Source organism: Pseudoduganella guangdongensis (genome assembly GCF_009857475.1).
In the GTDB taxonomy this organism is placed as follows: domain Bacteria; phylum Pseudomonadota; class Gammaproteobacteria; order Burkholderiales; family Burkholderiaceae_D; genus Rugamonas; species Rugamonas guangdongensis.
Window position 1 is genome coordinate 83,546 of sequence record NZ_WWCJ01000014.1, and the last position, 23,654, is coordinate 107,199.

At 67.4% G+C, this 23,654-nt stretch carries 16 protein-coding genes; all 16 read left to right on the forward strand.

Going from position 1 to position 23,654, the window contains the following annotated elements:
- Window positions 1–53 precede the first annotated feature (53 nt).
- Entirely contained in the window at window positions 54–1,541 is a 1,488-nt protein-coding gene (locus GTP41_RS18985) for a S41 family peptidase (protein WP_161027151.1), read from the forward strand.
- A gap of 36 nt (window positions 1,542–1,577) precedes the next feature.
- Window positions 1,578–3,335 carry a M14 family metallopeptidase gene (locus tag GTP41_RS18990; protein WP_161027152.1) on the forward strand — a complete coding sequence of 586 codons (1,758 nt, stop codon included), beginning with the start codon at window positions 1,578–1,580 and terminating at the stop codon, window positions 3,333–3,335.
- A gap of 310 nt (window positions 3,336–3,645) precedes the next feature.
- Window positions 3,646–4,917, forward strand: a complete 1,272-nt coding sequence (locus GTP41_RS18995) for a radical SAM protein (RefSeq protein WP_161027153.1) — start codon at window positions 3,646–3,648, stop codon at window positions 4,915–4,917.
- 99 nt (window positions 4,918–5,016) lie between these two features.
- Window positions 5,017–5,196: a hypothetical protein gene (locus tag GTP41_RS19000; RefSeq protein ID WP_161027154.1), complete on the forward strand. Its 180-nt coding sequence runs from the start codon at window positions 5,017–5,019 to the stop codon at window positions 5,194–5,196.
- 112 nt (window positions 5,197–5,308) lie between these two features.
- A complete protein-coding gene (locus tag GTP41_RS19005) occupies window positions 5,309–6,178 on the forward strand; it encodes a hypothetical protein (RefSeq protein ID WP_161027155.1) in 870 nt (289 codons plus the stop codon).
- Window positions 6,179–6,189: 11 nt separating this feature from the next.
- Window positions 6,190–7,038, forward strand: coding sequence for a hypothetical protein (locus tag GTP41_RS19010; protein ID WP_161027156.1), 849 nt, complete (start codon window positions 6,190–6,192; stop codon window positions 7,036–7,038).
- Complete coding sequence (locus tag GTP41_RS19015; RefSeq protein ID WP_161027157.1) at window positions 7,035–9,044, forward strand: MFS transporter; 2,010 nt, start codon at window positions 7,035–7,037, stop codon at window positions 9,042–9,044. Before GTP41_RS19010 ends, GTP41_RS19015 begins: the two co-directional genes overlap by 4 nt.
- A gap of 19 nt (window positions 9,045–9,063) precedes the next feature.
- Window positions 9,064–10,101 (forward strand): ABC transporter substrate-binding protein, encoded by a 1,038-nt coding sequence (locus GTP41_RS19020; protein WP_161027158.1) that lies wholly within the window; start codon window positions 9,064–9,066, stop codon window positions 10,099–10,101.
- Window positions 10,102–10,155: 54 nt separating this feature from the next.
- Complete coding sequence (locus GTP41_RS19025) at window positions 10,156–11,715, forward strand: TolC family protein (protein ID WP_161027159.1); 1,560 nt, start codon at window positions 10,156–10,158, stop codon at window positions 11,713–11,715.
- A gap of 16 nt (window positions 11,716–11,731) precedes the next feature.
- Window positions 11,732–13,000, forward strand: a complete 1,269-nt coding sequence (locus tag GTP41_RS19030; protein ID WP_161027160.1) for an NHLP bacteriocin system secretion protein — start codon at window positions 11,732–11,734, stop codon at window positions 12,998–13,000.
- On the forward strand, window positions 12,997–15,198 hold the full coding sequence (locus tag GTP41_RS19035; RefSeq protein ID WP_161027161.1) for an NHLP family bacteriocin export ABC transporter peptidase/permease/ATPase subunit: 2,202 nt from the start codon (window positions 12,997–12,999) through the stop codon (window positions 15,196–15,198). The genes GTP41_RS19030 and GTP41_RS19035 overlap by 4 nt, the downstream gene beginning before the upstream one ends.
- The gene (locus tag GTP41_RS19040; protein ID WP_161027162.1) at window positions 15,191–18,100 is read left to right on the forward strand and encodes an NHLP bacteriocin export ABC transporter permease/ATPase subunit; all 2,910 of its coding nucleotides are present in this window, start codon (window positions 15,191–15,193) and stop codon (window positions 18,098–18,100) included. The genes GTP41_RS19035 and GTP41_RS19040 overlap by 8 nt, the downstream gene beginning before the upstream one ends.
- A gap of 9 nt (window positions 18,101–18,109) precedes the next feature.
- Entirely contained in the window at window positions 18,110–19,276 is a 1,167-nt protein-coding gene (locus GTP41_RS19045; RefSeq protein ID WP_161027163.1) for an ABC transporter substrate-binding protein, read from the forward strand.
- A gap of 15 nt (window positions 19,277–19,291) precedes the next feature.
- Window positions 19,292–21,844, forward strand: coding sequence for a lantibiotic dehydratase (locus GTP41_RS19050; RefSeq protein ID WP_161027164.1), 2,553 nt, complete (start codon window positions 19,292–19,294; stop codon window positions 21,842–21,844).
- A complete protein-coding gene (locus tag GTP41_RS19055) occupies window positions 21,841–22,812 on the forward strand; it encodes a thiopeptide-type bacteriocin biosynthesis protein (RefSeq protein ID WP_161027165.1) in 972 nt (323 codons plus the stop codon). The genes GTP41_RS19050 and GTP41_RS19055 overlap by 4 nt, the downstream gene beginning before the upstream one ends.
- Before the next feature lie 88 nt (window positions 22,813–22,900).
- Entirely contained in the window at window positions 22,901–23,623 is a 723-nt protein-coding gene (locus GTP41_RS19060) for a helix-turn-helix transcriptional regulator (protein WP_161027166.1), read from the forward strand.
- Window positions 23,624–23,654: the final 31 nt, after the last annotated feature.

Here is a 23,654-nt window from a genome sequence, read left to right on the forward strand (position 1 = left end):
TCGGCGCTCCCCGGGGGCGCCGAATCTTATTGCTTACGCTTTATAATGGCACGATGTCCAAGAAGTTTCCCCTGCTGGCCCTAAGTGCCATCCTGGCTGCCTGCGGCAGCGATTCCTCGCCTCCACCTGTCGTGCCGGATCCGCCCACGCCTGAGCCGCCGCCGCCGGTCGTGGTGGAGCCCTCGATGAAATACTTTAACAAGTGCGAGCACCCGCGCACCGGTTCGCCGGACGGGTTCCTGCCTTATCCGGACATGCCGGGCACCCTGGCCGACGAGAAGCGCTTCATCCGCCTGTACCAGGACGAAAACTATCTTTGGTACCGCGAGCTGCCCAAGCTGAATGAGGCCAGCTATACCAATGTCATCGACTACTTCAATGACCTCAAGACCACGGCCGTTACCGCGTCCGGCGCGCCGAAAGACCGTTTCCACTTCACCTATCCAAGCGAGCAGTGGGACGCCATGCAGAAGGGCGCCAACCTTGGCTACGGCATGTCCTGGTCGCGCAATGCCGACGGCAAGCCGCCCCGCACCTGGCGCGTGAGTTACGTCGTGCCCGGCACCCCGGCCGCGCTGGCCGGCATGCAGCGTGGCGACCAATTGCTGGAAGTGGACGGCATCGACTTTGTCAATGCCGGCACGACCGAAGCGGTGGCCAAGCTGAATGCCGCCATTACCCCGGCCAAGGCCGGCGAACAGCACACCATGCGTGTGCTGCGCGGCGCCCAGACGCTGGACTTCACGCTTATTTCCGCGACCATGAATGTGAGTCCGGTGCTGCAGTCGCAGGTGCTCGACACGCCGGGCGGCAAGGTCGGCTACCTGGTGTTCAACTCGCATAACCTGGTGGCGGAGAAGGCCCTGATCGACGCCTTCACGCAGTTCCGCCAGGAGCAGGTGAAAGAGCTGGTACTCGACCTGCGCTACAACGGCGGCGGTTTGCTCAGCATCGCCAGCGAGCTGGCCTATATGATCGCCGGGCCGGCGGTCACCGAAGGCAAGGTCTTCGAGCAGACGCTGGCCAACGACAAGTTCCCGCCACCGACGCCGTTCCTGTTCCAGTCCAAGAGCTATGGCTATGCCGGCGCGCCACGCAACCAGCCCTTGCCCTACCTGGCGCTGCCGCGCGTCGTGGTGCTGGCGGGGCCGGGTACCTGTTCGGCCAGCGAATCCATCGTCAATGGCTTGCGCGGCATCGACTTCAAGGTCGACCTGGTCGGCGGCCAGACGTGCGGCAAGCCCTATGCCTTCACCCCGGCGCCCAACTGCGGCACCACCTACTTCTCGATCCAGTACCAGGGCGTGAACCAGAAGGGCTGGGGCGACTACAGCGACGGCTTTGCCCCGACCTGCGCAGCGACCGACGATTTTGGCCACGCGCTGGGCGACAGGTCCGAAGGCCAGCTGGCCGCTGCGCTGGGCCTGATCGCCAGCGGCGCTTGTCCGGCGCCTGCCGCCGCACGCATGCGCAGTGCGGCGCCAGCGCCGCAAATGGTGCCGGTGCGGCCGGAAGTTACGGAGTTGAAGATTTTGCGATAGGATTCCCGGCATCTTTCAAATTGCCGGAGTCTGTTGATGCTGCGACCTGTACTGTTGCTGTCCCTTTTTGCCGCTTTCCCGCTGGCCCATGCCGCCGCGCCCGACCTGAGCACCGTGGCCGAGCGCTCCGGCTACCAGGCTACCGGCCGCTACGACGAAGTCGAGCGCCTGTGCGCGGCCTACCAGAAGGCCTATCCGAAAGCGGTGCGCTGTTTTTCTTTCGGTGAGACGCCGGAAGGGCGCCCGATGCTGGCCATGGCGGTGTCGCGCGGCGGCGCGCTGACGGCCACGGCGGCGCAGCAGCGCAAGCTGCCGGTGCTGCTGGTGCAGGGCGGCATCCACGCCGGTGAAATCGACGGCAAGGACGCTGGTTTCTGGGCGCTGCGCGAGGCGCTGGACGGCAAGGCTGCCGCCGGCGCGCTGGAAAAACAGGTGGTGCTGTTCGTCCCGGTCTTCAATGTGGACGGCCACGAGCGCTTCGGCAAGAACAACCGCCCCAACCAGCGCGGCCCGGTGGAAATGGGCTGGCGCGTCACCGCCCAGAACTATAACCTGAACCGCGACTACGTGAAAGCCGATGCGCCGGAGATGCAGGCCATGCTGAAGCTGGTGAGCGAGTGGGACCCGCTGGCCTACATCGACCTGCACGTCACCGACGGCGCCAAGTTCCAGCCCGATGTGTCGATCCAGGTGGAGCCGGTGCACGGCGGCGACCCGGCGCTGCAGCCGCTCGGCAAGGCGCTGCGCGATAATGTGATCGCCGACTTGCGCAAGCAGGGCTCCGACCCGCGCCACTTCTATATCTCCTTCGACAAGACCGACCAGCCGGATTCCGGCTTCGTGGACAGCATGTCCACCGCGCGCTTCTCAACCGGCTACTTCCCGCTACGGAACCGCTTCGCCATGCTGGTGGAAACCCACTCCTGGCGCGACTACCCGCACCGCGTCAAGGTCACGCGCAACACCATCGTCTCGCTGATGGAGCAGTTCGCGCAGCACGGCGCGGCCTGGGCCAAGGCAGCGGCGGAGGCCGACGTGCGCGCCGCCAAACTGGCCGAGATGCCGGTCAGCTACAAGACCACCGAGCGCAGCGCGATGATCGACTTCCCGGGCTATGAATACACGCGCACCCCGTCCGAGGTATCGGGCGGCGTGTGGACGCGCTACGACGAAAGCAAGCCGCAGAAATGGACCGTGCCGCTGCGCGAGGAAGTGGTGCCGGACCTGGTGGTGCAAGCGCCGGCCGGCGGCTACCTGGTGCCGGCCGCGCAGGCCGCGCTGCTGGAGCCCAAGCTGAAAGTGCACGGCATCACCTACAAGCGCCTGGCGACGGCGCCCGGCAAGGTGGCGCTGGAAACCTTCCGCGCCGACGAAGCCAAGCTGACCGCCACGTCCTTTGAAGGCCACCAGCTGGCGAGCTGGAAGGGCAGTTGGAAGGCGGAGCAGCGCGAGGTGGGCAAGGGCGCCCTGTTCGTGCCGATCGCGCAGCCGAAATCGCGCCTGGTGATGACCATGCTGGAGCCGCATAACGCCGATTCGCTGGCGGGCTGGGGCTTCTTCAACAACCACCTGGAGCGCAAGGAATACATGGAGGAGTACGTGGCCGAGGAAGTTGCGCGCGAAATGCTGGCGGCCGATCCGGCGCTGGCAGCCGCCTTCAAAGCGCGCCTGGACAGCGACGCTAACTTTGCCAAAAACCCGCGCGCACGGTTGGACTTCTTCGCCCGCCGCCACGCCACCTGGGACGAGCGCCACAACCTCTACCCGGTTTACCGAACGGGAATCGCTTACTAAGAAATCCAAACAAACGGAGTCGGACATCCGGGGGCGGCGCTATGCGCCGCCTTTTTTTTGTCCGCCGCCGCCGCGCTGGCGCTTTCTGAGCAACAGAAAATGCAGATGTGCAAATTCTATTCCGATATTCTTTCTATAACACATTCTCCAACTTTGGCCAACTGATAACAATGGCAGTTGGTCAACCCCATCCCTTCAGTGTCTACTGTTCTTTCCCTTGGCGTTTGTTGGTGATCCCAACGCTGGCAAGGGAAGTGTGCCGACCGTTTTGCCGATTAATGAACTTATCGTGGAAATGCCGGAATCGAATATGTCGCAAACCCTGGATGACGTACGGAAAATCGAAGTCGTGCTGAAGGTGGCCGAGCGCTGCAATATCAATTGCTCGTACTGCTACATGTTCAACAAGGGCAACGAAGAATTTTCCGACCTGCCCGCCTATATCCGGCAGTCGACGGTTGAAGAGATCGCGCACTTCCTCGCCAACGGCGCCCGCGAACTGAATTGCAAGGACGTCAGCATCGGCCTGCATGGCGGCGAACCGCTGATGATCAAGAAAGAGCGCTACGTCGAAATCTGCGAGACCTTTATCCGCATTATTTCACCGGTCGCCAAAATCGACTTCACGATGCAGACCAACGCCGTCCTGGTGGACGACGAATGGATGGAGATCTTCAAGAAATACAAGATCCAGATCGGCGTCAGCATCGACGGCCCGCGCGAATACAACGACCGTGCCCGCCTCGACCACCGGGGCCGGAGCACCTACGACGGCACCTTGCGCGGCATCCGCATGCTGCAGGACGAAGGCACGCACCTGAAGGCCGGGGTGGGCGGGCTGGCCGTGATCGATCCCCATGTCGACGCGAAGAAGATCTATCGCCACATGGTCGACGTGCTGGGGATCCGGAAGTTCGACTTCCTGCTGCCGATCGAGACCCACGATACGTTCGACGAGTCGACCCTGCCGCTGTACGCCAAATACCTGTGCGATGCCTTTGACGAATGGGTTGCCGACGACGATACCAGCATCCGCATCCGGATGTTTACCAATATGCTGTCCTACTTCACGCGCGGCAAGGAGTTCGCGGCGCGTGAGAACCATTACATCTTCAACCGCTGGATCCTGATGACCATCGACAGCAACGGCGGGATCGGTCCGGATGACGCGCTGAAGCCGCTCAACGGCGGCCTGTTCGCCCAGAATGTGCGCGACGTGAGCCTGAAGGAGTTCGTCATGTCGCCGCTGATGCAGGACCTGCGCGCAGCGGAAATGGCCCTGCCGGAAGCCTGCAGCGATTGCGCCTGGCAGACCTACTGCAAGGGCGGCGGCCATTATGGCCGTTTCGCCAACCGATTCAGCCGTCGCAATGGTTTCGACAACCCGACAATTTTCTGCGGCGCGCTGAAGCAGCTCTACGCGCATGCCGCCAAGCGCCTGATCGAGTCCGGCGTCGCCTACGAGCGCGTGGTGGCGTCGCTGGAATACTCGGGCGCACGCCAGCAGTTCGCGCCGGCAGCGATTCGCACCGCCAACGCATCCTTCGGCGGGCGAAAGACGATCCCCATCCACATGGCGTGACGCCGCACGGTGTCGCGCCATCCTGTAGGGCCGGCCTATTCTTCTTGGGTGGTAAGCCGGTTGGTATGTCAACACCCAATTTTTCACTAAGGACTTGAAATGACTGACAAGATCAAATCTGAAGAAGTGGTCAAGGCTGAGCTGGAAATCTCCGGCGCGATCAAAGACCTGGAAAGCCAGAAGGAAGGCTTCCTGGCCCGCCTGTCCGATGACCTGCTGGAGGACGTCAACGGCGGCTCCGTGCACCTGAACGGCCACGGCAACGTCGTAGTGACCTAATAGCTCGACCTCTGGTGGATGGCCGGCACGCCGGCACCGCGCCGCTGCCTGCCAGCCGCCAGAACTCAGCGACAGCATTTGTACTGGATTTTTCCGCCTACTGGAGTAGCGTATGGATCGCAGCAACGTGGACTATAGCCGGGTCATGCAGCCGCAGGAAGACGGCTACGATGTCGAAGCCTTCCTCGCGTTGAAGCAGGCCGACGGTTTCGCCAGGCAAGAGGTGCCCGGCATGTTCCGCGTGTTCGGCCAGCAGGTCGTGGCGGGGCGCTGGCGCCCCCGGCAATTTGAAAACGAAGTGCCGTGCGAAACGGTTTCCCATTATGCGGTGCTGGACGTGGCGACGCGGCAGGCCGCGCCGGCCATGCATACTTCCATTAGCGGACTGCTGGATGTCCTGACCGGCGTCGAGCTGCGCAACAACACCGAGGTGTCCACCCTGTGCCCCACCGCGCGCTATCCCGGCGCCTGGATCGTGCTGACCTCCATTTGCGCCGATCCCGCCGTGGCCTTGCGCGGCATCATCCATGAAATGATGCACCAGAAGCTGATCACCCTTGGCCTGGGTTCGCATCGCTCGTTCCTGGACGGCGGCGAAGCGTTCATCCTGAACGACAAGGAGCAACTGCACCGCTCCATCGTCAACAGCTACGCCGACACCATGCAGCCCTACATGCCGGGGCCGATCGGGCGCCCGATGCTGGCCTGCATCCACGGCTATGCCTCCTTCCTGTCCGCCGCCGCCGCCACGCTCAAGCTGGTGCCGCACGATGCCGGCCGCGCCGCCGCCTATATGCGCTATGTCGGCAAATGGTCGGAACGGCTGGACGACTGCTGGAATGCCATCCGCGACGGCGCGCAAACCACCGAACAGGGCGCGCAGCTGTTGCAAGGGCTGGAAAACTGGACCAGCGAACACCTGCGCGAATACCGCGCCGCGCTGCGCCTGTACGGCGCTGGCACCGAAGTCCAGGCAGCCTAGGAGCCCGCCCGATGCCTAGCCACGCAGCCAATCGCCAGCGGGATCCGGAGCAGGCAGCCAGCCGCCACGTGCTGTGGCTGCGCATCAGCATCTTGCTGGTGATGGTGATCGCCCTGGTGCTGGTACTGATCTCCTACCTCAATTATTCGAACTACCGCAAAGCCTTCCTGGAACAGAACCTGACGCGCAACCTGATCGTCGCCAAGGACGTGCGCCAGACCGTGCTGGGCGGCTTGAATGTGGGGCTGGACCCGGGCGCCAATATGCGCCTGCTGCCGGCCATCGGGGAAGCGGCGCGCGATGGCAGCGGCATCCGCTACATCGGCGTGATCGACGATGCCGGCGCCGTCATCGGCGATGGCGACATCCGCGCCCGCGCCGCCGAGTGGCGCTCGCGCCTGGCGCGCACCGCGGCCGACGCCTACTGGCAGTCCAGCGATGCCGACAGCATGGAGGTGGGTGTCCCGTTTGAGAACAATTTCCACATCAAGTCCGGCGCCGTGGTGGTCGGCTACGACCGGCTGGCGATCGAGGCGGCCGTCAGCGATATGCAGCGCAAGCTGGCGGTCAACGTGGCGATTACCCTGCTGTGCGTGGTGCTGCTGACCTTTGGCGGCGTCTACCTGGTGACGCGCAAGCTGGCCAGCGCGCTGGCCGGCGCCGCCACCACCATCGACGCCGTGGCGGGCAGCAGCGCGCCGGCGCTGCTGGCGGGCGATGTGCTGGGCGCCGAAGCGGCGCAGGAGATCAATGAGTTTGCGGAACTGAGCCAGCGCGTGGTGGGCGGCATCGCCGTGCTCGAGAATGAACTGGCTGCGCGGCGGGCGCTGGCCGCCCTGGGCGACAAGGAGGAGGCATGAAGCAACTGCAGCTGCGCCTGGTGATCCTGTCGGCCACCCTGCTGGTGCTGTCGGCATTGCTGCTGTCGTGGTTTGCCTGGCGTGATTTTTCGCAGGGCCTGCCGCCCGAGATGGCGCGCACGGTGACCACCGTCAGCCATTCGGTGGCGCATGTGATGCAGAAGGCGCATGCCAACGGGGTGCCATTCCATGCCATGACCGGTGTCGAGGAATACCTCGGCCAGGTGCGCGAGAATAACCCCAGCATCGTCTACATGCAGGTCAGCGGCCAGGCCGGCCAGCCGCTGTACCGCAGCGGCTTCGACGCCCTGGCCGAGCAGCCCGCGCTGCACGCCGCTGGCGCCAGCCCCACCGACGCGGTCACCGAGCGCCTTGGTCCCTATTTCAATACCGCGGTGCCGCTGGTGTTCGGCCAGGTGCGGGTCGGCACCCTGCACCTGGGCCAGCGCGCCAGCTTCGTCGAGCAGCAGATGCGCGAAGTCAGCTACGACGTCCTGACCACGCTGGTGGTGGCGGGCCTCATTGCGCTGGAGCTGATGCGCTTCGTGCTGACCTTCGCCATCGCCACCCCGGCCGATGTGATCCGCGTGTTCGTGGCGCGCGTGCGCGAGGGCGATTACTCGCACTACCTGCCGCCCGACCGCCTGGGCGGCATCGGCCAGCTCAATGCCCATTTCAACCGTATCGTGGCCGAGATCAATGTGCGCTGCCAGCGCTTGCCGGCAGCGGCGCGCGCCAGCCTGGCCAAGCTTACGCTGCATGAGCCGGGGGCGCGCCAGACCCTGCATGCGTCGGCGCTGGCACATATCCGCTGGCCATTTTTCCTGCTGATCTTTGCCGATTCGCTGTCGCTGTCCTTCTTCCCGGTCTACGTCGGCCAATTCTATGCGCCGGACATGGGTCTGTCGAAGAGTGTGGTGGTGGGCTTGCCGATTTCCATCTTCATGTTCACCTGGGCGCTGTCGATGCCGTGGGCCGGCATGTGGAGCGACCGTGTCGGCCACCGCAAGGCCTTCGTGGTGGGGGCGGCCATCACCACGGCCGGCCTGGTGCTGACCGCCTTCGCCCAAAGCCTGTACGACCTGCTGCTGTGGCGCTGCCTGACCGCGCTCGGCTACGGGCTGGTATTCATCACGGCGCAAGGCTATGTTGCCAACAATACGCCACCGGCCCAGCGCACGCGCGGCATGGCGGTGTTCCTGTCGAGCTTCTTTGCCGGCTCGCTGTCCGGTTCGGCCATCGGCGGCATCCTGTCGGACCGCCTGGGGCACGGGCCGACCATCCTGCTGTCGGCGCTGCTGAGCGCAGCGGCGGCGCTGTTCGTGCTGCGCTTCCTGTCGCCGGCCAAGCCCGGCGGGGCGGCGCGCCGTTCGCTGGCGCTGGCCGATGTGCAGCGCCTGCTGCGCAATAAGAAATTTGCCGCCATCACCTTCCTGGCGGCGGTGCCGGCCAAGATTGCGCTGACCGGTTTCCTGTACTACACGGTGCCGTTGTACCTGAGCCTGCTTGGCAACAGCCAGTCCACCACCGGGCGCGTGATGATGGCGTACGGCCTGGCCATCATCGTGCTGTCGCCGCTGGCTGCCAAGCTGGCCGACCGCATCGGCCACCTGCGCTGGTTCGTCACCGTGGGCGGCTATGCGGCGGCGCTGGCCATGCTGGTCATCTATGTCAACGACAGCACGCTGGGCCTGCTGATCAGTATCACCCTGCTGGGCATTGCGCATGCGATCGGGGTCTCGCCGCAACTGGCGCTGATCAATGACTTTTGCAAGGAAGTGGTGGCGGAAGTGGGCGCCGGCACCGCCACCGGCATCTTCCGCCTGGTCGAGCGGCTCGGCAACGTGCTGGGGCCGGTGATTGCCGCGCTGCTGATTTCCCACTATGGCTATCGCGGCGCCTTCCTGGGCATCGGCCTGCTGTGCTTCGTCTGCATCACCAGCTTTACTGCGATGTTTTTCTGGTTTGAACGTAACCCATCCCGTGCCGCCAGCGTTGCGGGATAAAGTGTGAAGAGGACCGTCAATGCGTTTGCGTCAACTGTTGTTGCTGGCATTTGTATGTGCAACCGCGGCCGCCAAGGCCGCGCCGGAACCGACGGCGCCTGCCGCGCGGCCGTATCGCATCATGATGATGTTGTACCGGGGCGAGACCGATGCCGAAAAAGGCTTCATGGACTACTTCAAGCGGCGCAAGATCCCGGCCGAGTTCATCATCCGCGACGCCCAGGCCGACCCGGCCCGGATCGCCGAGTTCGTGCTCGAGGCCCGGCAGTCGAAGCCTGACCTGATCTACACCTTCGGCACCACGGTGACGGCCGCGGTGGCCGGGCTGGAAGGCGCCACCGATGCGGCGCGCCACATCACCGACATCCCGATCGTGTTCGACATCGTGGCCGACCCGGTGGGCGCCGGCCTGGTCAGCAGCTTGCAATCGTCGGGCCGCAACCTGACCGGGGCGTCGCACATGGTGCCGCTGCGCGCCCAGTTGCAGGCGCTGGACGCGATGCGCCGCACCCGTTCGCTGGGCGTGATCTACAACCCGAATGAACGCAACTCGGTGCTGGCGGTGCGCGAGTTGGAGAAGACGGCGCCGTCGCTGTCGCTCTCGCTGCAACTGATGCCGCTCAAGGTGGACGGCGCCAAGCAGCCGACCGTGGACGACATCGGGGTGGCGATGCGCGCCCTGGTGGCGCGCAAGCCGGAGTTCATCTATATCCCGTCGGACTCATTCCTGATCAAGCATGCCGGGGTGGCCGTGCGCGCCGCGCATGGCGCCGGCATCCCGGTGTTTGCCGCCACCGAGGCGCCGATCCGCGAGGAGGGCGCGCTGTTCGGGCTGGTCAGCACCTATGCCAACGTCGGCGAGCTGGCGGCCTACAAGGCGGACCAGATCCTGTCGAAGAAGATGGCGCCGGCCCAGATCCCGATTGATTCGCTCAAGCGCTTCACCTATCTGGTGAACATGAACGCCGCCAAGTCGCTCGGCATCTATCCGCCGCTGTCGGTCATGAAGTTCGCCGAGCTGATCACGCCGGCGGCCACCATCGACGCCCGCGAATAGCGCAGGCCGCGCGCCGCCCAGGGCGGCCGCCCCTCTCCCAGATTGAGCTGATCCATGGAACGACCTGATCGCAAGCGGCGCGGCGTGTGCGCCGCGCTGGCAATGGCGCTGGCCGGCAGCCCGGCCGCCTACGCCGCGGCGCCGCCGCTGCGGCTGGTGGACGCGCTGCACCGGGCCTTGTCGGCCAACCCCGACCTGCAAGTGCAGCAGGCGGCCACGGAAGCGGCGCGCGGCCAGCTGCAGCAGGCCACCGGCCAGTTCGATACGGTGCTGGGCGCCGGCGCCGAATATGCGCGCCAGCAGGTGCCCAGCCCCTTGCCCGGCGCCCTGCAGGGCACCACCTATAGCGCCGGCTACCGGGCCGGCGCCCGCAAGCAGTTGCGCAGCGGCCCCACGCTGGGCGCGTCGCTGGACGCCAAGTCCTACCAGGACAGCGCGCTGCCAGGGGCGCAGGCGCCCGCCACGGTGACCCTGGGCGTGACGCTGAACCTGCCCCTGCTGCGCGGGCGCGGCGGGCGCGAGGTGGCGGCCATCGAGGACGCCGCCAGCCTGCAGCTGCAGGCTAGTGAGCTGGCGCTGCGCGACAGCGCGGCGCAGGCCCTGCACCGCACGCTGTCGGCCTACTGGGCCTACGCCATCCAGTTTGCGCTGGAGCAGGTGGCGCGCGACAGCGAGCAGCGCAGCCGCGAGCTGCTGGCCTCCACCCAAAAGCTGGTCGACGCGGCGGAAAAGCCGCGCGGCGACCTGGTGCTGCTGCAAGCCGACCTGGCCGACCGCGTCGCCAGCCGCCAGGCTGCCGCGCTGGCGCTGAGCGAGGCGCGCATTGCGCTGGGCCGCCTGCTGGGCATGGACGGCGCCGCCATCGCCGCCCTGGCCGCGCCGGCCGATGCGCTGCCGGCCATCCTGGCCATCGGCATGCCGGCCGAGGCGCAGCTGATTCAGCTGCGCACAGCCGCCCGGCAGCGCCGCCCGGACCTGGCGGCGCTGGGCGCGCAGGTGGCGGCGGCCCAGCGCCAGACCGAGGCGGCGCAGCACCGCCTGCTGCCCGACCTGAACCTGCAGCTGGGCGTCGGGTATGCCAAGGCGCACGACGGCAGCAACCGCTATCCCTGGTGGGGCGAAGCGGGCCGGGTGCAGCACGGGGCGTCGCTCTCGGCGCGCCTGGTCTACGAATTCCCGCTGCAAAACAATGCGGCGCGCGGTACCTTGCGCGAACGGGCCGCCCAGCTCGAACAGGCGGCGCTGCGGCAGCGCGACCTGGAGGCGGCCGTGGCGGCCGGCATCGACAGTGCGGTCGCCAGCCTGGCCACCCGCTCCGCCCAGCTGCAGGTGGCGCAGCAGGCGCTGGCCCTGTACGAGCGCGCCGTGGGCCAGGAAATGGTGAAGCAGAAGAACGGCATTGCCACCCTGATCGACGTGATCAATGTGGAGAGCCGCTTCATCAACGCGCGCACCAGTTACCTGCAGACCTACCTGGCGTATGCGCAAGCGATGGCGCGCCTGCGCTACGAGAGCGGCACCCTGCTGCCCGTGGCGGGCACCCGCTTCGAACTCGACCCGGCCGAGCTGGCCGGACTGGGCCCGCTGGCCAGCCAGCTGGCGCCGCCTCCCTGATGCAACGGAACCGACCATGACCAACAAAACCATCTTCCGCCAGGTCGCGCTGAACCGCCTGTCGTCCCCCGAAGAACTCGACTGCCTGCTGCAGGTGACCTCGGCCAAGGGCTGGCTGGCGCTGGCCGGCATCGGCTTGCTGCTGGCGACCGTGAGCGTGTGGAGCGTGTTCGGGCGCCTGCCGACCAAGCTGACGGCGCAGCAATGCATCCTGCTCAAGAGCGGCGGCGTCAACCTGTTGACGACGGCGGCCAGCGGCCGCCTGTCCGACCTGTCGGTGGCGGTCGGCGACCAGGTGGCGCGCGGCCAGATCATCGGCCGCGTCGAGCTGCCGGACCTGCTGCCGAAAATCCTGGCCAGCGAGGCGCGCCTGAAAGAGGCGGCGGAACGGCATGCCCAGGTGCGGTCGGTGGCGGCGCAGGCGGCGCTGCTGCGGCAGGCCAGCACGCTGCAGCAGACCCGCAACCTGGAGCAGCAATTGCAGTCGGTGGCGCAGCGCCTGGCGCTGGTCAAGGAACGCATCGAGTCGCAGGGCAACCTGTACCAGCAGGGTCTGATCACCAAGCAGACCCTGCTGGCATCGCAGCTGGAGCAGGCGGCCATCGAAGTCGAGGCGCAGACTCTGCGCGGCCAGCTCAAACAGCTGGAAGTGTCGCGCCTGGAGGCGCAGCGCCAGAGCGACAACGAGGTGGCGCAGGCCGCCAATGCGCTGGAAGATGCCCGGCGCGCGACCGGCCTGCTGGTGCGCGACGCCGAACACCTGACCGCCATCGTCAGCCCGTATTCCGGGCGCGTGCTGGAGGTCAAGGCCAATGAGGGCCAGCTGGTCGAGCGCGGCACCGACATCCTGACCATCGAATCGTCCGGCCTCGACGTCAATGAGCTGGAAGCCTATGTGTACCTGCCGGCCGCCGACGGCAAGAAAGTCCGCGGCGGCATGAAGGTGGAGATCAGCCCCAGCACCGCCAAGCGCGAGGAGTTCGGCTACCTGCCGGCCTTCGTGACTGCCGTGGCCAGCTATCCGTCGACCCAGCAGGGCCTGATGCGGGTGTTCGGCAACGACAAGCTGGTGCAGCAGCTGTCGGGCACCCAGGCGCCGATCCAGATCATGGCCGCGCTCAAGCCGGCCGCCGCCAATGTCAGCCGCTATGAATGGTCGACCCGCAGCGGGCCGCCGTTCGCCCTGCAGAGCAATACGGCCTGTTCGGCGGCGATCACGCTGGCCGAACAACGTCCGGTGGCGCTGGTGATCCCCTTCCTGAAGAAAGTGGCCGGGCTCGAATGAAGGCGCTGCTCGCAACCCTGCAGCGCGCCTGGCGCCGGCTGGCCAGCGCCGGCAAGCGCGGCGTGCACACCCCGTCCGTGCTGCAGATGGAGGCGGTGGAATGCGGCGCCGCCTCGCTGTCCATGGTGCTCAGCTATTACAAGAAGTACATCGCCCTCGAGCAGCTGCGCATCGCCTGCGGCGTGTCGCGCGACGGCAGCAAGGCCAACAACATCCTGGCGGCGGCGCGCCAGTTCGGCCTGCAGGCGCAGGGCTTCCGCGCCGAACCGCAGGGCTTGCGCGCGGTCAGGCTGCCGGCCATCATCTTCTGGAACTTCAACCATTACGTGGTGCTGGACGGGTTCGACGGCGACCAGGTCTACATCAACGATCCCGGCTACGGCCGGCGCACCGTGTCGGCCGCGGAATTCGACCAGTCCTTCACCGGCGTCGTGCTGACCTTCGAACCGGGGCCGCAGTTCCAGCCCTCGGGCCAGCCGCCCAGCCTGTTCGACGGGTTGCGCCGGCGCCTGGTCGGGGCGCGCACGGCGGTCAGTTACCTGGTGCTGGTGGGGCTGGCCCTGGTGCTGCCCGGCCTGGTGATCCCGGCCTTCACTTCGGTCTTCATCGACCAGGTGCTGGTGGGCGGCCTCGACACCTGGGCGCTGCCGCTGATTGCCGGCATGCTGGCCACGGCGGCCGTGCTGGCGGCGCTGACCTGGCTGCAGCGCTACTACCTGCTGAAGCTGGAAATGCGCATCGGCCTGACCACGGCCGCGTCCTTCTTCTGGCACGTGCTGCGCCTGCCGCTCTCGTTCTATAACCAGCGTTCGGCCGGCGACATCGGCGCGCGCGTCGGCATCAACGACGAAGTGGCCAAGATCCTGTCGGCCGACCTGGCCGGCGGCGTGCTGAGCGTGCTGACCGCGCTGTTCTTTGCCGCCATCATGCTGTTCTACGACGTGACGATGAGCCTGCTGACCATCGCCATCGTGATCGTCAATATGCTGGTGTTGCGCTACGTCTCGCAGCGCCGGGTCGAACTGACGCAAAAGCTGGCCATCGACCAGGGCAAGGTGTCCGGCACCTCGCTGAACGGGCTGGCGCTGATCGAGTCGCTGAAGGCATCGGGGGCGGAGTCGGACTTCTTCAGCCGCTGGGCCGGCTACCAGGCGCGCTTGATGAATTCGACCCAGGCCATGTTCCGCAGCTCGATCGCGCTCGACCTGCTGCCCAAGTTCCTGACCGCCGTCAACGGCGCGCTCCTGCTGGGGATGGGCGGCATGCGCGTGATGGACGGCGTCATGACCATCGGCACGCTGGTGGCGTTCCAGGCGCTGGTGGCCAGCTTTACGCTTCCGGTCAACAACCTGGTGGCGCTGGGCGGCAAGATCCAGTCGTTCCAGGGCGATATGGGCCGGCTCGACGACGTGATGCGCTATCCCTGCGAAGACATTGCCGCCATGGACCGCCAGCAGCAGACCGTGGCCAGCGCCAAGCTGGAAGGCTGCCTGGAACTGCGCAACGTCACCTTCGGCTACAGCCGCCTGGGCCCGCCGCTGCTGAAGGATTTCAACCTGCTGGTCAAGCCTGGCCAGCGGGTGGCGCTGGTGGGCGGTTCCGGCTGCGGCAAGTCGACCATTGCCAAACTGGTGCTGGGCCTGTACGAGCTGTGGGACGGCGCGGTGCTGTTCGACGGCAAGCCGCGCCAGGAGTGGCCGCGCTGGCAGCTGCTGAATTCGATGGCGGCGGTGGACCAGGATATCGCGCTGTTCTCGGGCACCGTGCGCGACAACCTGACCATGTGGGACAGCACGGTAGCGCATGCCGTCATGGTGGAGGCGGCCAAGGATGCCTGCATCCACGATGTCATCTCGGCGCGCGCCGGCGGCTATGACGGCGTGGTCGGCGAAGGCGGCGCCAACTTCAGCGGCGGCCAGCGGCAGCGCCTGGAAATTGCGCGCGCGCTGACCGCCAACCCGCGCCTGGTGATCCTGGACGAGGCGACCAGCGCCCTCGACCCGCTGACCGAACAACTGGTCGACGCCAACCTGCGCCGGCGCGGCTGCGCCTGCCTGATCGTGGCGCATCGCCTGAGCTCGATCCGCGACTGCGATGAAATCATTGTGCTCGAGCGTGGCCAGGTGGTCGAGCGCGGCACCCACGACACATTGCTGGCCCTGGATCGCCACTACGCGAGGCTGATGGCAAATGAATAAGCGACACGATCCCAGCCTGGACCAGCAGCTCTTGCAGCGCGGCTGCGAAGGCAGCGCGCGCGGCCTGCAGCTGGTCGGCCCCGGCTTTCCGGCCTGGTTCATCGAATATGGCCGCGTCGACGTGTTCCTGGTGCGCACCGGCGACCATGGCGGCGCGGGCGCGCGCACCCTGCTGTTCTCGGTGGAAGCGGGGCAGTTGCTGTGGCTGCCCGACGATTGCGGCCATGCCAGCCTGCCGCTGGCCCTGATGCCTGCCGCCGACGCCCGTTACCGCTGCATCGCGCGCGATGAGGTGCAGGCGTTGCTGGCTGAGCCGTCGCTGCGCGCCGGCGCGCTGGCGCAGCTTGACTGGCTGGCCGCCAGCATCGCCAGCGGCCTGGCGCCGCGCACCGGCGCGCCGGCCGGGCTGCTGGAGGCGGGCCCCTGCCGCGCAGACCAGGCGCAGGAAATGGCGCCGGCCGCGCCGGGCCTGTGGCTGTGGCCGCAAGCGGGCGCCCTGCGCTATGGCGGCGGCGAGGCGCTGCCGCTGGCGCGCGCGGTACCGCTGCCGCCCAACAGCCGTCTGGCCATGGACGCCGGCAGCGCGCTGGCGGCCGGACCGATCGACACACTGGCGCCGGAGCTGCCGTGCAGCGCGCTGCTGGAGGGCGTGGCCGTGCTGGCGCACCACCTGCACCGCAGCGCCATCGCACAGGCCGAGCAAGCCGATAGCGCCGAGCTGGAGCGGCTGCACACCAAGCGCGCGCGCAGCAGCCGCGCCATGAGCGATGCGCTGGGTTCGCTGGTCACCTTGTTCCACCAGCAGGCACCCGGCATGGCGCCGCTGGAGGGCCGCAACCTGATCCTGGCCGAGTGCAAGCTGATCGGCCAGCGCCAGGGCATCGACTTCAAGCCGGCCGCGGCGCCGCTCGACACCCGCTTCAGCGACCCGGTCAAGGCCATTGCCCAGGCGTCGGGCGTGCGCAACCGCAAGGTGACGCTGAAGGGCGACTGGTGGCTGCAGGACAATGGCCCGCTGCTGGCGTTCAACGACGCCACCTGCATTCCCCATGCGCTGCTGCCGTCGCGCGGCGGACGCTATACCTGGATCGACCCCGGCAGCGGGGAAGAGCGCCCGGTGACGGCGGAGTTCGCCCAAGCGCTGAAGCCGTTTGCCTTTGTGTTCTACACCGGCCTGCCGCCGCAGGCGCTGGCGCTGCGCGACATCGTGCGCTTCCTGCTGCGCAGCGTGCGGCCCGACATCGCCGTGGTGGCGGCCATCGCGCTGGCCAGCGCCTTGCTTGGCATGGCCATGCCGCTGGCCAGCGGCTACCTGTTCGACAGCGTGTTCCCGGCCGCCGACGGCCCGGGCATGGTGCAGGTGGTGCTGATGCTGTTCGTGGCCAGCCTGGCCACGCTGCTGCTGGAAGCGACGCGCGCCCTGACCATGCTGCGCATCGAGGGCAAGGCCAGCAGCGACTTGCAGGCCGCGGTCTGGGACCGCGTGCTGAGTTTGCCGGTGCCGTTCTTCCGCGACTACAGCGCGGGCGACCTGTCGACCCGCATCAACGGCATCAACGAGATCCGCCAGGCGCTGTCGGGCACGGTGATCGCCACCGCCATCAACAGCGCCTTTGCCGCCCTCAACATCTTCCTGCTGTTCTACTACAGCAGCAAGCTGGCCCTGGTGGCGCTGGGCCTGCTGCTGCTGGCGGTGGGCGTCAACCTGCTGATCGGCTATGCAAGTGCCGGCGTCAGCCGCCAGGCGGCCGATGCGCACGGCAAGGTGGCCGGCCTGGTGTTCGAGTACCTGGGCGGCGTGGCCAAGCTGCGCATCACGGGCGCGGAAGCGCGCGCCTTTGCCAACTGGGCCGCCAGCTTCGGCCGCCAGAAATGGCTGGCGCTGCGCGCCGGCAGCCTGGCCAATTGTTCCGCCGTGTTCAATGCCGCCTTCCCGCTGCTGTCGAATGCCCTGCTGTTCGCCTGCATCGGGCTGGCCGATGCCAAGGCCGAGATGGCGCGCCTGTCGACCGGCGACTTCATTGCCTTCAGCGTGGCCTGGACCATCTTCCTCAACGCCGCGTTGGCGCTGGTCAAGACCGGCATCGACCTGCTGCCGCTGGCGGCCACCTACGAACGCACCAAGCCGATCCTGGCGGCGCTGCCGGAGGTCGACGCCAGCAAGCCTTACCCCGGCGCGCTGAGCGGGGCGATCGAGTTGAGCAAGGTGCGCTTCGCCTATGCGGCCGACGCCCCGCCGGTGATCGAGGACGTCTCGCTGTCGATTGCGCCCGGCCAGTTCGTGGCCCTGGTCGGCTCGTCGGGGTCCGGCAAATCGACCCTGCTGCGCCTGATGCTCGGCTTCGAGCAGCCCAGCAATGGCGGGCTGTATGTCGATGGGCAGAACCTGAATGAGATCGATATCGGCGCGGTGCGGCGCCAGATGGGCGTGGTGCTGCAGAGCGGCCGCCTGATGAGCGGCGACATCTTCACCAACATCATCGGCGCCAGCAACCTGACCCTGGAGGATGCCTGGGCCGCGGCGCGCGCCTGCGGCCTGGACCGCGATATCGAAGCCATGCCGATGGGCATGCACACCCTGGTCAGCGAAGGCGGTGCCACGCTGTCGGGCGGGCAGCGGCAGCGCCTCTTGATCGCACGCGCCATCGTGACGCAGCCCAAGATCGTGTTCTTTGACGAGGCGACCAGTGCGCTCGACAACCAGAGCCAGGCCATCGTCAGTGCCAGCCTGGAACAGCTGAAGGCGACGCGGGTGGTGATCGCCCACCGCCTGAGCACGATCATGAACGCCGACTGCATCTACGTGCTCGACAAGGGCAAGCTGGTGCAGTCGGGCACGTACCAAGAATTGATGGCCCAGGACGGCTTGTTCGCCGAACTGGCCAAACGCCAGCTAGCCTGAAGGAGTGCCATGAAGACCGTGCTTGTCCTGTTGTTGACCCTGTTTACCCTGAGCGCGTGCGACCAGGCCTCGCTGGCGCAGCAGCGCAGCGAGCAGCTGGCCGCGCAAAGCGGCGAGATCACGGTGGCGGTGGCCTGGCCGCTGACGTCGAGCAAGGCGACCCTGGCCAAGGGCGTGCAGCTGGCGGCCGATGAAATCAACAGCGGCGGCGGCATCCTCGGCGGACGCAAGCTCAAGCTGCTGTTCAAGGACGATGCCGGATCGCTGAGTACCGGCCGCCAGGTGGCGCAGGAAATTGCCAACGACCCCGGCGTGGCGGCCGTGATCGGCCACCTGAACAGCTACATCACGGCGCCGGCCTCGCTGATCTACGAACGGGCCGGTTTGCTGATGATCACGCCCGGCGCCAGCGGCCAGAAGGTGACCGAGCAAGGCGGCAAGCTGGTGTTCCGCAGCCTGCCCGGCAACCGCGACCAGGGACGCCAGATCGGCGACTACGCGGCGGCCCAGGGTTACCGGCGCGTGGCCATCTATTACATCAAGAACGATTACGGGGTCGACCTGGCCAACTGTTTTGAGCAGCGCGCGCATGAGCTTGGCATGACCGTGGTCGACCGCCAGTCGTACGACATGGGGGGCGGCGACCGCAGCATCACCTTGCGCAACTGGGCCGCGTTCCTGAAGATCGATGCCATTTTCTTTGTCGGCTCGCTGCCGGAGGGCGGCCAGATCATGCGCGACATGCGCGCCGCAGGCCTGCAGATGCCCGTGTTTGGCGGCGCCGGCCTGGACTCGCCGGACCTGATCAAACTGGGCGGCCCGAGTGTCAACGGCACGGTGGTGTTTTCGCTGTTTAACCAGAACGATCCGCATCCGGACGTGCTGGCGTTCGGCCAGCGCTACCAGGCGCGCTACGGCAAGCTGCCCGACGCCACGGCGGCGCAGGGCTATGACACGCTGAAGCTGCTGGCCCATGCCATGACGGCTGCGCGCAGCACGGCGCCGATCGAGGTGGCTGCCGCCTTGCGCGCCACGCGCGACTGGCGCGGGGTCACCGGCCTGCACACGTTCGACCTCAAGGGCGACCTGATCGCCAAGCAGCTGGCCAAGGTGGTGGTCAACAACGGCAAGTTCGAACCGTTCGCCTCGCAACCGCCGGTCAGCTACCGGCCGTAGGCAAAGGGGAGCCGCATGCCGAAGGACCAGTTTTCGCCGCAGCCGAGCGCCGCCCTAGCGCAAGCCGCCGCCGGCGTGCGGCTGCTGCATCCGCATATGGTGCTGCGGGTCGCCGGCGAGCCGTGCGCCGACTGGCAGCACTTGCATGATGGCGCGACGGCTGCCAGCCTGGCGCACATGCAGGCCTTGCGCGAGCGGCTGGCGCACTTGGCGCACGCGGCCTGCCGCGCCATCGAGCACGCGGTATTCCTGGCCGGCGAGGAGCGGGCGGCGCGGCGCGATCTGCTGGCGGCCAAGCGCGCGGCCTTCAACGGCCAGCCCTTCCACCTCGGCGAGCGCTTGCTGTGCGACTGGTTTGCGCCGGCGCAGCGCGCGCTACTGGGCGAGGTGGCGCAGTTGGCGGGGCAGTTGCAAGCGGCCGAGCAAGGATTTGCCGCCGTCTTCGAAGCGGAGGCCGGGCGTGCGCTGCAGCGCCTGCGCGCCGCGGCCAGCCAGGCGCCGGCCCTGATGGGCGGCATCCATTACAGCAATCCCGCGTTGTACCGCTTGCTGCAGCGCTGGCTGCATGAGCCGCAGCCCGGCGACAGCAAGTCGGAGCGCCGCCTGCAGGCCACCTTGCTTGATTTCGCCATGCGCGCCGCGTTCAAGACCAGCCCGCTGTCCTCCTTCACCCTGGTCGCCGTGGCGCGCTGGCAGGAAGGGGCCGGGGCTGGCTGCGACCTTGGCGCCCGGACGGCGCGCCTGGCACTGCGCTTCAACCACAGCCTGCTGTTGCATGTGCTGGAAGCGGTGTGGCGCAGCCCGCAGTCTCTGGGCGACGCTTTCCCGCTGGTTCTGAATCCCACCATCCGCCGCGAAGACGGCGTCCTGCACTGGCAGCAGTTGGCCCGGACGGACGCCGGCCACGGCAAATTCTGGGGCGCCGGCCACCCGCAGCGCAGCGTGCCGCTCAGCGCGCCGCTGCAGGCCTTCCTGTCGACCGTGGCGGCGCTGGATGCGCCGTTCACCCTGGCCTCGGCGACGCAGGCGCTGGCGCGCGTGCTGCCGGCCCAGCACGCAGCGGAGGCCCGGCAATTCGTCGAGACCATGCTGGCGCTTAACCTGCTGCACCCGCAGTGGCCGCGCTACCAGCAGGACGACGCGCTGAGCGACTTGTTGCGGCTGGCCCCCGCGCTGGCCGCGCCGGGCGGCGCCGCGCTGCTGGCGGCCGGCGCGCAGATGCAGGCGCAGGCCCGGCCATACGAGCAGGCCGACCTGGCGCAGCGGGTCGCACTGAGGCAGGGCATCGAAACGGCCGCCGCCGATATGGCCGGCGCGCTGGGCGCCAGCCTGCCGCGCGCACCGCTTTTCTTTGAAGACTGCAGCATCGGCGGGGCGCCGCTGCAGGCGTGCCCGCAACGCTGGTCCGCCGTACTGGACGACCTGCAGGCATGGCTGGCCCTGCAGCCGCTATTCGATCCGGATACGGCGGCCCAATCCTGGCTGGCGCAACGCTTCATCGCGCGTTATGGCGCCGAGGGCGTGTGCGGCGATATCGAAGGCTTCCTGTGCGGCCTGGAGACGGGGCCGCTGTCGCCGACGCCCGCCATGCAGGCCCTGAAGCATCAGGTGCTGGACACGATGCTGGCCAATGGCGGCCGGCTCGACCCATCCTGGTGCCGGGCGCAGGCCGAGCACCTGCCGGCGCCGGTGCGGCGGCGCGGCGTATCGCAGGTGTTCTTTGGCCAGCGCACCGACAACGATGCGGCGCCGCGCGGTTTCGTGCTCAACCGCGTGTACGGCGGCAGCTCAATGCTGCTGTCGCGCTTCCTGGACGAGCTGCCGGAGGACGAACTGGACGGCGTGCGGCGCTATATCGGCCGCCGCGCGCCGCATGGCAAGTACCTGGAATTGCCGGGCGTGTTCGGTTTCAACGGCAACCTGCACCCGCGCCTGTCCGACGGCGAAGTGCTGCTGCCAGGCGCGCAGCCGGGCCGCGCCGGCGTTGCGCGCCACAGCCTGGCTGCGCTGCGCCTGGTCTACAACGCTGCCACCGACCGTCTCGACGTGCTGGATGCGGGCGGCGTTGCGCACGAGCTGTATTACTTCGGCTTCCTGCAAGTGCGGAACCTGCCCGCGCCTTACCGATGGCTGGCGCGCAACGCCAGCCCGGTGCCGGAACTGTGGCAACTACTGCACCAGCACGTGGCAGGCAGCGACAGCGAGGTCGTGCAGCTGCCGCGCGTTGCGAGCGGCACCGTGGTCGTCGCGCGCCGCACCTGGATCATCCCGCGCACCTGCTGGCCCGACCCGCACGGCCCGCTGCCGGCCTTTGCGCGCGCCGTGCATGCGCTGCGCTGCCGGCAGGGCTTGCCCAACCAGGTATTCGCCCGCTTCGACGGCAAACCGTTCTACCTGGACCTGGGCAGCCCGCCGCATCTGCGCCTGCTGGCGGCCGCCTTGCGCTCCAGCAGCGCGGCGGCCTGTATCCAGGAGGCGCTGCCGGCGCCCGGCAGCGGCACGGTGCGCTGGCAGGGCCGCGACCACGTCGCGGAAATGCAGATCGAAATGACGCTTCCGGGCACATGAATCACGAGGACAACACCATGGGCTGGCGCTCCATCCACCTGTTCCTGGCCGATCCGGCCCAGGCTGATGCATTCCTGCTGCAGGTCATTGCACCGGAGATGGCCGCGCTGCGCGGCGGCGGGCAGCTGGAGAGCTGGTTCTACATCCGCTATTGGGAACAGGGGCCGCACCTCCGGCTGCGCCTGCAGCATGTGCGGGAAGAGATCTATGCGCCGCTGCGGGAGCGCTTGCGTGCGCAACTGGCGCGCTACGTGCGCGCTGGCGCGCAGTGGCCGCAGGCCTATCCGGACGACATGGTGTTCGAACGCCCCGACGTGGATGCCGAGGCGCGTCGCTGGCTGCCGCAGGGCACGGTGCGTGCGATCGCCTACGTGCCGGAACTGCAGCGCTATGGCGGTGCGCATGCGCTGGCGGTCAGCGAGCGCCTGTTCGCCTTTTCCAGCGCCCTGGCGCTGCGGGTCGTCGAGGCGGCGCCCGATGCCGACGCGCGCCGCAGCCGGGGCCTGCTGCTGACCTGCGTGGCGCTGGCGGCTGCCACCAGCGACCGCGCCGGCTTGCTGGGGTTCCTGCAGCAGATGCAAGGCACCTGGCAGGCCATCCTCGGCGAGGTCGGCAGCCTGCAGGCGGCGGCGCAACTTGTCTCGCCCATACAACGCAGGGACTACCTTGCATTGATCGGGCACCTGCAGCAAGGCGGCGCGCCACCGCAGGGCTTCGCTCGCGAATGGTGGGCGCAATTGCAGCAGGCCAGCGCCGCATGGCGCGCGTTGGCCTGCCGCGGTTTGTTGCAGTGTCCCCTAAGCGGCCAAGTGGTTATTGATGTTCCGGGCCAGGCGCGCGCGATTGCAGCGCTGCTTGATTCGCACATCCACATGATGAACAACCGCCTTGGCTTGTCGCCCGAAATTGAGTTTTGGTACGCGCACATGCTCGAGCACGCAGCTTGCACTGAGGAAGTTACATATTGATTACTGTTGATGAAAAGGTAAGTATGTTTTACTTTTCGAAGACGCGGTGAATCACCGCTTAACCCAACCCAGCAGCGAGGAGCCCCGAGTGCACTGCGACACAGATGCTTACTTGCCGGATGACGCTTATGACACCATCGCCCACGCCGGCGACTGGGCCAGCTTGCGCGCGCGCGCCAGCGCATGCCTGGAGCCATTGGGCGCCACCGACTTCATGCTCAAGCTGGAACACGGCCGTCCGCTCGGCGCCAGTACCCATCTCACCGGTACGCTGGACGACACCGTGCTGCAGATGTTCGGCGACCAGGAGGGCGCGGCCGCCGATCCGGTCACCCGGCACTTGCGTTCGCCCGCGATTCCGCACGAATGGCAGCCGGTGCAACTGTCGCAATCGGCAGCGCCGCCGGTCTACCAGCTGCTGAGCAAGGCCGGCATCAAGCACGGCCTGAGCTTGAGCATGCGCGGCACCAATAGCGCCAGCCGGATCGACTTTTATGGCAAAGCCGACAGCCGCCTGGCGGCCTCGCCGGCGCTGCGCGCCACCTTTGTGCTGCTGGGCGCCCATTTGCATTGCCGGGCCGACGGCCTGCTCAGCCAGCAAAGCCGCGCCCCGGCGCCGCAGCTGTCCAAGCGCGAACTCGAATGCATCAAATGGAGTGCGGCTGGCAAGACCTGCGCCGAAATTGGCCTGATCCTGGGAATCGGACGACGCACAGCCTACTTCCACCTGAATAATGTGGCGGCCAAGCTGGAGGTGTATTCGACGCGCCACGCCATCGGCCGCGCTGCCGAATTGGGGCTGCTCGATTAGCGGGCGCCCCCGGGATCTAGTTTACCGAACG